The 8,453-nt window shown below is 37.4% G+C and carries 8 protein-coding genes; all 8 read left to right on the plus strand.

Annotation, left to right across the window (positions count from 1 at the left end; translation table 11 throughout):
• Positions 1-68: 68 nt before the first annotated feature.
• The 8 genes from ACVA53_RS24435 (at position 69) to ACVA53_RS24470 (ending at position 8,104) form a co-directional block, all read left to right on the plus strand.
• Positions 69-821, plus strand: coding sequence for a tripartite tricarboxylate transporter permease (locus tag ACVA53_RS24435; protein WP_446506570.1), 753 nt, complete (start codon positions 69-71; stop codon positions 819-821).
• A 144-nt stretch (positions 822-965) separates the two neighbouring features.
• The gene (locus ACVA53_RS24440; protein ID WP_446506563.1) at positions 966-1,874 is read left to right on the plus strand and encodes a dihydrodipicolinate synthase family protein; all 909 of its coding nucleotides are present in this window, start codon (positions 966-968) and stop codon (positions 1,872-1,874) included.
• A gap of 45 nt (positions 1,875-1,919) precedes the next feature.
• Positions 1,920-2,903, plus strand: a complete 984-nt coding sequence (locus ACVA53_RS24445) for a substrate-binding domain-containing protein (RefSeq protein ID WP_446506564.1) — start codon at positions 1,920-1,922, stop codon at positions 2,901-2,903.
• 60 nt (positions 2,904-2,963) lie between these two features.
• Positions 2,964-4,460: a sugar ABC transporter ATP-binding protein gene (locus ACVA53_RS24450; protein WP_446506565.1), complete on the plus strand. Its 1,497-nt coding sequence runs from the start codon at positions 2,964-2,966 to the stop codon at positions 4,458-4,460.
• Entirely contained in the window at positions 4,453-5,487 is a 1,035-nt protein-coding gene (locus ACVA53_RS24455) for an ABC transporter permease (protein ID WP_446506566.1), read from the plus strand. Before ACVA53_RS24450 ends, ACVA53_RS24455 begins: the two co-directional genes overlap by 8 nt.
• Positions 5,468-6,463, plus strand: a complete 996-nt coding sequence (locus ACVA53_RS24460; RefSeq protein ID WP_446506567.1) for an ABC transporter permease — start codon at positions 5,468-5,470, stop codon at positions 6,461-6,463. Before ACVA53_RS24455 ends, ACVA53_RS24460 begins: the two co-directional genes overlap by 20 nt.
• A 38-nt stretch (positions 6,464-6,501) precedes the next feature.
• Complete coding sequence (locus tag ACVA53_RS24465) at positions 6,502-7,497, plus strand: dihydroxyacetone kinase subunit DhaK (protein WP_446506568.1); 996 nt, start codon at positions 6,502-6,504, stop codon at positions 7,495-7,497.
• Between the two features lie 4 nt (positions 7,498-7,501).
• Complete coding sequence (locus ACVA53_RS24470) at positions 7,502-8,104, plus strand: DAK2 domain-containing protein (protein ID WP_446506569.1); 603 nt, start codon at positions 7,502-7,504, stop codon at positions 8,102-8,104.
• The last annotated feature ends 349 nt before the right edge of the window (positions 8,105-8,453 follow it).

Here is an 8,453-nt window from a genome sequence, read left to right on the forward strand (position 1 = left end):
AGCGTACCACTTTCGGCAGTTGGCTTCCTCTTTTACACCTTCCCATGAGTGTCGCACTTATTATCTGAATTCAGGCGCTTGTTGGCGCTTTGCCCGGTGCTGGCGCTGATATTGCCGCATGGATGTCATATGCTGTTTCAAAGAAGTTATCCAAAAAACCTGAAGATTATGGGCATGGTTCAGAAGAAGCACTAGTTGATGCATCAGCCAGTAATAATGCGAGTCTAGCTGGAAGCTGGATACCTTCATTAGTCTTTGGTATCCCCGGAGATTCAGCAGCAGCGATTATTATTGGTGTTTTATATATGAAAGATCTTCAGCCTGGGCCAACATTATTCATTTTCAATGCTGATAAGTTATATGCTGTTTTTCTAATATTTTTTATAGCAAACATAATTCTTGTCCCTTTGGCATTTATTGCTGTTAACGTATTAAAAAGGATTGTTCAAATTGATAATGCCGTTGTATATCCAATTGTTATATTGTTTAGCATTGTAGGATCTTTTGCTATCACTAATTCAATTTCATCAATTGTTGTTATGTTGATAATGGGTGTTATTGGTTTCTTTTTACAGAAAAATAATTATCCTATATCTCCAATAATTTTAGGCATGATATTGGGTCCAATGCTTGAGAAGAATTTATTATCATCTATATTGAAGTCAGATGGAAGCTTTATAAATTTCGTCAATCGTCCCATATCAGCTGTTCTCGCAATGATATTTTTAATGATTGTTTTTATACAGATTAAAAACAGCTTTAATAAATTAAAACGAAACAATGTAAGTAATATTAGTATGGATGTCACTTCACTTAAGTAAATTGTTCTGATTGAGTTTTGAATTCATCACTTAATACGTTTAAAAATTTTTCATTATAATAGTTTGAATGTGTGATACAGAGACTAATTTTATCATCATAGTGTTTCTTAAATTTTTAAGAGCTTAACTGACCAAGGAAATAATATGAATAAGTTATTTGGCGTAACAGTAGCAATGGTCACTCCATTGGATAACAATGATCAGATAGATGTTTTAGCATTGAAAAAGTTAACAGAGATGCTGGTGAAAAAAGGTGTGAATTGTTTATATCCTTGTGGCACAACAGGTGAGATGTTACGTCTCTCTTTGGAAGAGCGTAAACTAGTTGCAGAAACTGTCGTCGATACTGTTGCGGGGAGAATACCTGTTTTTGTTCATGTTGGAGCAATGACGATGGAAGAGACCATCATTTTAGCGCAACATACACAGTCAATAGGCGCACAAGGGATAGGTATTGTTACACCGCAGTTTTTTCCTGCTTCTGATCGTGAATTAGAAAATTATTTTGTTACTGTTGCAAACTGTGTCTCTCCGGATTTTCCTGTCTATTTATATAACATTCCTCAATGTGCAGCTAATGACGTTAGCCCTGACGTTGTTAAAAAAGTCGCTGACCAATGTAGTAATGTAATTGGAATTAAATATAGTTTTTCGGACTTGAATACTACCCTGAGCTACTTGACGGTTAAAGAGGGATTTTCTGTATTACATGGTTACGATAAATTTTTCAATGGATTTATTCAATCTGGTTGTGATGGAACAGTGTCTGGCTGCTCCTGCGTATTTCCTGAACCATTTGTAAATATGTATAAATCCTATCAGGAAGGTAACTTTGAAGAGGCACAATATTGGCAGAAAGCATGTGTAAAATTTAGTGATGTATTAAAATCTGGTTCAAATATGGCTATATTTAAATCGGCATTAAATATGCGGGGATTGAATGTAGGTTATATGCGTTTACCGCAACTAGATTTGACCAAAGAGGAAAGTCAATCTCTTAAATTAGCTTTACTAAAACTGTGTGATAAATACGAAATTCCTTTTTCTGTTTAATGAATGAAGGATCTACACCCCTCTAACTTATTCAAGGAATGACAAATGAAAAGAAAAGTAGTTACAGCATGTTTGGTTACTTTATTTTTAGGATCAATGCTATCAGCTCATGCCACAGAAGAAAAAACGTTTGCTACAGTTTCGAAATTGGCTGGTGCATCATGGTTTCAGCGGCTCGCATCTGGTGTTAATGAATATGGCAATGAAACCGCTGGAGTTCGTACCTTTGAACAAGGCCCGTCTCAGGCTGATGTAGCCCAGCAAGGTCAGTTAATTGAAGATCTTATTGCACAAAAGATTGATGGTATCGGTGTGGTTCCTTTATCACCGAATTCATTGGAAGCTCTATTAAAAAAAGCACGCTCTAATGGCATGGTTGTTGTCACCCATGAAGGTGCCGGCATGACCAATGTAGATTACAACATCGATGCATTCAATAATGAGGATTATGGTCGTCACTTTATGGATGCGCTTGCTGAAAGAATGAATGAGAAAGGTGAATATGTTGTTTTTGTGGGTAATTTAACTAATGTAACTCACAACATTTGGGTTGAAGCTGCGATTCAGCATCAAAAATCAAATTATCCCAATATGACTTTGGTTGGCGATAAATTTGTCTCAAATGAAGATGCTCAGGTCGCGTACCGGAAAACACAAGAAATCCTAGTGACCAACCCCAATGTTCGGGGCTTTATTGGTAGTGCATCTATAGATGTAGTTGGTATTGGTCAGGCAATATATGAAGCAGGCCTTGGAGATGTGACAACGGTTGTTGGCACAAGCATAGTCTCAGTTGCAGGATCAGGGTTGGAAGACGGTGTAATCGACATGATTAGCTTCTGGGATCCTGCTGTTGCTGGTAAGGCAATGAATGAAATCATGAAGAGGGTAACAGAGGGTAAAAAAATCGCTTCAGGGGACAGCTTGGGTCTACCCGGTTATGAAAGTGTAACTGTAGAAGAGAAAGATATTATGGGAAGTGCATGGATTGATGTCACTGTCGATAATATGAATGACTATAACTTCTAGTGCTGTATTTGTGGGTGCAATGTTCGTTGTTGCATCCACTATCGTGAGTGAGGTGGTTGCATGAATAAGAAACTTAAGTTAATGGTAAATTCAGTTTCTAAACGTTATGGTGGGGTACAAGCATTGAAAGATGTAACTCTCCATCTTGACGATGGTGAAATTGTTTGCCTTGCTGGTGAAAATGGTTGCGGAAAATCAACACTTTCAAAAATTATTGCTGGTGCTGAAGCTCAAGACTCCGGGAGTGTATTCTTTAATAATGTTGATATATCAAACTTCAGCATTCAAGAAAGAATGGCGTTAGGAATCCATATAATCTACCAAGATTTTTCACTTTTTCCAAACTTAAGCGTTGCTGAAAATATCTATTTGGTTAAACAATCATCATCAAAAAAAACTCTGGTAGAGTATGGTAAAGGTATTGCGCTTGCAGCTGAATCTTTAAAAAGTATTGGTGTAGATTTAAAATTAGAGGCGTTAGTCAGTGACTTAACAGTGGCTGAAAAGCAATCGGTAGCAATTGCTCGAACCATTATACAAAATGCAAATCTCATTATTATGGATGAACCTACAACCGCATTAACGGATGATGAAATAAATAAGTTATTATTATTAGTTAAACATCTTAAGTCGCAAGGTATTTCCTTTATTTTTATTAGTCATAAGTTGGAAGAAGTACTAGATATATCTGACCGTGTTTTTGTGATGCGTAATGGTATGAGTGTACTGGATCAATCTGCGTCAAAATTAAACATATCAAAAATTACTTGTGCCATGATTGGTTGTGACCTTCCTAGCCCACCGGTGAGAAGAAAAATCGTCAAAAAAACCAATGCTTCATTATTAAAAGTTGACAATATTAACCGTAGTAATAAGTTCTCAAATATTTCTTTTTCCTTACAGAAAGGTGAAGTGCTAGGCTTAAGTGGAAAAATGGGATCAGGCCGTACTGATCTCGCTTTATCACTATTTGGTATGCTACCATTGGATAGTGGTAGAATATATATTAACAATCAATTAGTTGATATCAGTAGTGTACGTGATGCTTTATTTCATGGTATTGCATATGTTCCAGAAGATAGGTTAACAGAGGGGTTATTCCTTACTGAGTCAATTAATTTAAATATAGCAACTGTAAAATTAGATAGTTTGCTGACTAGATTTGGTACAATTGATGAAAGCAAACTTGTCCAACAAGGTACTGAATGGATATCTAAGTTATCTATTGCTACGCCGAGTGGTGCTCTTCCCGTTAATGCACTGTCGGGCGGTAACCAACAAAAGGTACTGCTCTCTAAATGGCTATCAAGCAAACCAAAAATAATTATCTTAAATCGGCCAACGGTCGGTGTTGATGTGGGCTCAAAAAGCGAAATTCATCATACTATTTGTAAAGTTGCAGATCTTGGTATTGGTGTAATTATAATATCAGATGATATATCTGAATTAAAAACAACATGTAATACAATTATAAAACTCGATAAAGGGTGTATTGTTAATCAATCTATAGATACAAATATTAATGTTGAGTCTATTGAGGAGTTAGAATATGCATAATTTACTCTCAAAATTCACAGCACAGGAAAAGCTATTAATTATAACTATTTCTCTTCTGATAGTAATCATTTCTGTTATTAACCCTATGTTTCTGTCACCTATGAATATTATTTTTCTAACGAAAAACAGTATGGTAACAATGACATTTGCTCTAGCTTTCTTGGTTGTTTTAGTTATAGGTGGGTTCGATATATCTTTTGCTGCAATTGGTGTTTTCTCAATGTATAGCAGCCTAAAGATTGCAATTTCCCTGGACATGAATATGAATTTTGGTCTTATAGCATTAATGAGCATATGTATTGGTACTCTATTAGGATTATTCAACGGTGTATTGGTTCATAGGCTTAAGGTAAATCCTCTTATTGTTACTTTAGGGACGATGAGCTTATATCGAGGGTTCCTTTTATTCTTCATTGGTGCAGATTATGTTCGTCAATTACCGAAAGGTATTTCAGATTTCTCTCGTGATAACTTGTTTTTCGTTACAGCAAGTAATGGGGCAAAAGTGGGATTTCATACATCGTTTATTATAGTTGCACTTATTGCTACAGTAATTGCTCTTGTATTACGCTTTACTATAGTTGGTCGGCAGGCTTATGCAATGGGGGGGGATAGACTCTCGGCCAAGCGGGCTGGCTTTCCTATCAAGCGTATTGAAATTATTGTTTATATGTTGGTTGGTGCGCTCTCCGGTTATGCTGGCATTATGTCAGCAGGGTTTATTCGAGCCGCTGACCCATTTACTTTAATTGGTACAGAGTTAGATGTTATTGCTGCAGTTATTATTGGTGGTGCTTCAATAATTGGAGGTAAAGGGACGGTTTTAGGGACTGTTTTAGGTGTGATGATGATAGCCATAGTCAGGAACTCGTTAACTCTCTTAAGTATTCCTTCATACAGCCATGACATGTTTATAGGTGGACTAATAATTTTAGCCATTTCTCTGCCTACCATCCAGGATAAGATTAAAAAGTTATCGGTTAAATACAATAATCGGAGTAATAGATATGAAGAAATTAATAGCTAACCGCATTGATGGACGTGTTAGGTTTCTTTCATGTCTTATTTTGATTTTTTTTATATTGTTTTCAATTTTGAACCCGAAATTATTTTTATCACTTCAAAATATGGAGTCAATGCTACTTCAATCTACAATAGTGGGAATACTTAGTTTAGCCGTAGCATTGACTATGATTACGGGAGGAATAGACATTTCAATCAATGCAATAGCTAATCTCTCTGCAATATGTTCTGCAACAGTTATGGTTATCTTTCAACCCATTTATGGCACTTTTATTGCTGTATTTATCGGAGTAACGGTTGCTTTTATTGTTGGTGTATTATGTGGTTGCTTAAACTCTTTGGTTATCACGCAGACTAAGTGTCCGCCTATGTTGGTAACTTTGGGTTCCGGAATGTTTTTTACAGGGATAGGAATGTTGATCACTAAAGGTAACACCTTAATTGGGTTATCTGAATTAAATGACTTTGGACGCAGCTCAGTTATTTTTTTACCTGTACCTACTATTGTATTTTTTGCGGTAGGAGTTCTCCTATATCTCATGCTTAATAAGTACAAATTTGGGCGTCATATTTATCTTTATGGCGAGAATGAAAAAGCTGCTCTATTTTCTGGTGTTGAAACAAACAGAGTCCTTTTCAAAACATACATTTGTAGTGCTTTTTTGGCATCTATAGCTGGAGTCTTAACATTAGCGATTAGTAACTCAATTAATGTGGACTATGGTAATTCGTATGTTTTGTTAGCTGTACTTATTTCCGTTCTTGGTGGAATAGCACCAGATGGAGGAAAAGGAAACATCATCGGTGTTATTATTGCCGTTTTGCTTTTGCAAATATTATCGACAGGACTCAATAGTATTTATCAATCTGGTTCGAGTAATTTTATTAAGGAGTTTGCTTGGGGATTAAGCCTGTTATTAGTTCTATTTTGGTCAAAGCCTAAATCTATAGGAGGGGTTAGAGTCTTATCTTCGAAGTGAAAACTTTTATTAGCTACCAATATTATAAGGAAATGATGATGAAAAAGTTTTTGAATAAACCTGAAGACTATGTTGATGAAATGCTTGCTGGTATGTGTTTAGCTCATCCTAATTATTATAAGCAGCCAATTCCAAGATTGATCTGTCGTGCGACTAAACCTAAGTATGAAAAGGTTGCCATTGTTACGGGTGGTGGATCTGGTCATTTACCATTATTCACAGGTTATGTGGGTGAGGGGTTGCTTGATGCTGCTTCTATTGGTGATGTTTTTGCCTCTCCGTCTTCTGACCTTATGACCAACACGATTAAAGAAGTCGATCAGGGTAAAGGTGTTTTGCTCCTATATGGAAATTATGGCGGTGATGTCATGAATTTCGATATGGCGAGTGAAAACGTTGAATTCGAAGATGACACTCAATGTATGACAGTATTAGGTACCGATGATATCGTTTCTGCCCCTTACGCTGAGCGGGGCAAAAGACGTGGTGTTGCTGGGATAATTTATGCGTACAAAACAGCGGGGGCAATGGCTGAGACAGGAGCGTCTCTTGAGGATGTAACACGGGTAGCACAAAAGACTGTAGATATGACTCGCACTATGGGGTGTGCACTTACACCATGTACTCTCCCCAGAGTTGGTGAACCAACATTCTCAATTCCGGAAGGAAAAATGGAAATGGGAATGGGAATACATGGAGAGCCTGGTATCCATAAAAGTGAGCTTAAAACAGCAAACGAAATAGCGGATGAAATTATTGATAACCTCTTACCCGAACTTGAGTTAAAGCCGGGAAATGAGGTGTCTGTATTGGTTAACTCACTTGGTGCTACGCCTCTGGAGGAGTTATATATTCTCTACAATCGTATTTCTGAACGTATGTCCGAGCTTGGTGTTTCTATTGTATTGCCTTTGGTTGGCCGCTACGTAACCTCAATGGAGATGACGGGCGCAAGTATATCTCTTTGTAAGCTTGATGAAGAAATGAAAGAGTTGTTATTGGCACCAGCAGAATGTGCGTTCTGGAAGGTATAAATATATGAAAATTGACAATAGGGCACTTATTGAGTGTGCACAGAGGCTTGCACAAGCATGCCGAGAGAATGAAACAGCATTGTGCGAAGCTGATGCCAGGTTGGGTGATGGTGATCTTGGGCTTACTATGAGCACGGGGTGGAGGGCTATTGCTTCCGATTCCGATGAATGGTCTGATGATTGCTCAAAAATTTTTTTCCAAGTATCAAAATCTTTACAGCGTTCATGTGCATCTTCTTTTGGCACATTACAGGCAACAGGGTTTATGTCGGCCGCTAAGTACTGTAAGTCGAACAACTTAACTCAATTAAGTCACCATGATCTTGCGCCGATTTTAGATTGTGCTTGGAAAGCTATGGCTGATAGGGGGAAAGGGGAGTTAGGTAAAAAGTCCGTTTTGGATATTATCTATGGTTTGTCTATTGATTTGGCTAAAGCTGACATTGTTGACTACAAAGTTGCAGCAAAGCAGTCAGTTGATAGAGTTTTGGCAGAGTATAGAGACCGGCCAAATGGATTAGGGCGGGCCCGCATGTTTGCTGAAAAATCGATTGGTGTCGATGACCCCGGAATGCTTGCTGTAAAAGTTTTGGTTAATGCTGTTTAGAGTTCATATGAAGTGAATAGCCCCCAGTAGGAATGCTTGAGTTATTTACTGTGATTCATTGTAGAAACCGCCTGCATCAGGGTTCGAATAAGTGGATGTTGATACTGGGATGGTACGCTCCAAAGGCTTACAAGCTTAGCTTGTAAGCCTATTTTCTTTTCAGAGTAATACCGAAAATTGATTTCGAATTAATAGCTGTATTTCGTAAGCGCGTCATAAACCCCACATTCAATTAAGCTTTCCCGAAACGTATGATTTTGTTTTCATTCAAATGTAAGCGCGTCATAAACCCCACATTCAATTAAGCTTTCCCGAAACGTATGATTTTGTTTTCATTCAAATGGAGACA

Source organism: Photobacterium sp. DNB23_23_1 (assembly GCF_052873815.1).